Raw genomic sequence first — 1,327 nt, forward strand, 5'->3', positions numbered from 1 at the left:
GACCAGGGCCATACCCTGATGATCATCACCGCCACCAACGATTTCGTCACTGCCCCGCTGGCAGACCGCCTGGGCGTGGATCACCTGATCGCCACCGTGGCCGAGTGCAAGCGCGAGCGCTATACCGGTAACGTGGCTGGCACACCCAGCTACCGGGACGGCAAGGTGGAACGGCTGGCAGAATGGCTGCGCGCCAACGACGAAACACTGGCCGGCAGCTGGTTCTACAGCGACTCCCACAACGATCTGCCGTTACTCAGAAAAGTGGACAACCCGGTGGCGGTGGATCCGGATGCGACCCTGGACCGGGAAGCACGGGAACAAGGCTGGCCAGTCATCAGCCTGCGCTGAGACTCATAAAAAGGGGAAGGGGAACCATGCGTTATTTTCTGGCCGCGCTGCTGGCACTGGTGTTAAGCGGCTGCGACAACAACACACCGGAACCGGAATCGGCGCCGGGCGAAGCCACTGATATGTCGGCCGCCGTGGCAGATATTCCCGCCACCGACTGGCAGAACAACGCGGACCAGACCTTCCAGAATGGTGCCGCCGCCTGGCAACAGGCTATGAACGATTTCGAACAGAACCGTGAGCAGGCGCAACTGGACGCGCTGCGTGAGCAGCTGGAAAGCTGGTATGCCGCCTTTGTGGATCACTACCTGCTCGCTGCCAGCCGGGCCTGCCAGCTCAATCAACAGGAATTGCTCAACCGCATGGATACCTGGCCGCTCTACCCCGGCTACCTGGATGCCCTGCCGGAATGGCCCGAGTCCGGGTTGATCAGTGATCCCTATCTGGAAATGACGCGTAAATCCCTGCGCACCCAGCACGGCGCCACCGATGCCAGCGAAGCCAGCCTGGGCTTTGCCGCCCTGTTTGTGGCACTCAATGGCACCGAAGAAACCCCCAAGGCACTGCCCCTGCTGGCCGGCGATGACGAGATCGCCCTGCGTCGGCGAGAGTATCTTCAGCTTGCCACCGAGCAGCTGCTGACCGATGCCAAACTGCTATCCGTGGAGGCGCCCCTTGATTCACAGGCCCTGAAATGCGGCCTGGAACACACCCTGGCTCGCGACGCCCGCAAAGCCAGCACCGACCTGGAAGCGGAAGGCCTGTTTATCCCGGCAACCGTGCGCGAAGTGAATGCGGAACGGTTGTTGAAGGGTGTGCGCAATATGGATCAGACCGCACTGGAAGCCTGGGCAGAAAAAGCGCCGGGCATTGAGGAGGCCCTAGCAGCATCGAAAAAAGAAGGCCCTGACGCGCTGGCAACCTGGCTGAATCAGCCCTGAAAGAGTAAAACCTTTGTAGGAGCGGCGCTTGAGCC

At 61.5% G+C, this 1,327-nt stretch carries 2 protein-coding genes; both read left to right on the plus strand.

All coding sequences use genetic code 11. From position 1 onward, the window contains the following. A partial coding sequence (locus tag B3Q33_RS10000) for an HAD family hydrolase (protein WP_286827508.1) occupies positions 1–351 on the plus strand: 351 nt, incomplete at its 5' end. Between the two features lie 26 nt (positions 352–377). Beyond that, the gene (locus tag B3Q33_RS10005; RefSeq protein ID WP_272961991.1) at positions 378–1,292 is read left to right on the plus strand and encodes a hypothetical protein; all 915 of its coding nucleotides are present in this window, start codon (positions 378–380) and stop codon (positions 1,290–1,292) included. Positions 1,293–1,327: the final 35 nt, after the last annotated feature.

It is taken from the genome of Alcanivorax sp. UBA3183 (genome assembly GCF_002364155.1).
In the GTDB taxonomy this organism is placed as follows: Bacteria; Pseudomonadota; Gammaproteobacteria; order Pseudomonadales; family Alcanivoracaceae; genus Alcanivorax; species Alcanivorax jadensis.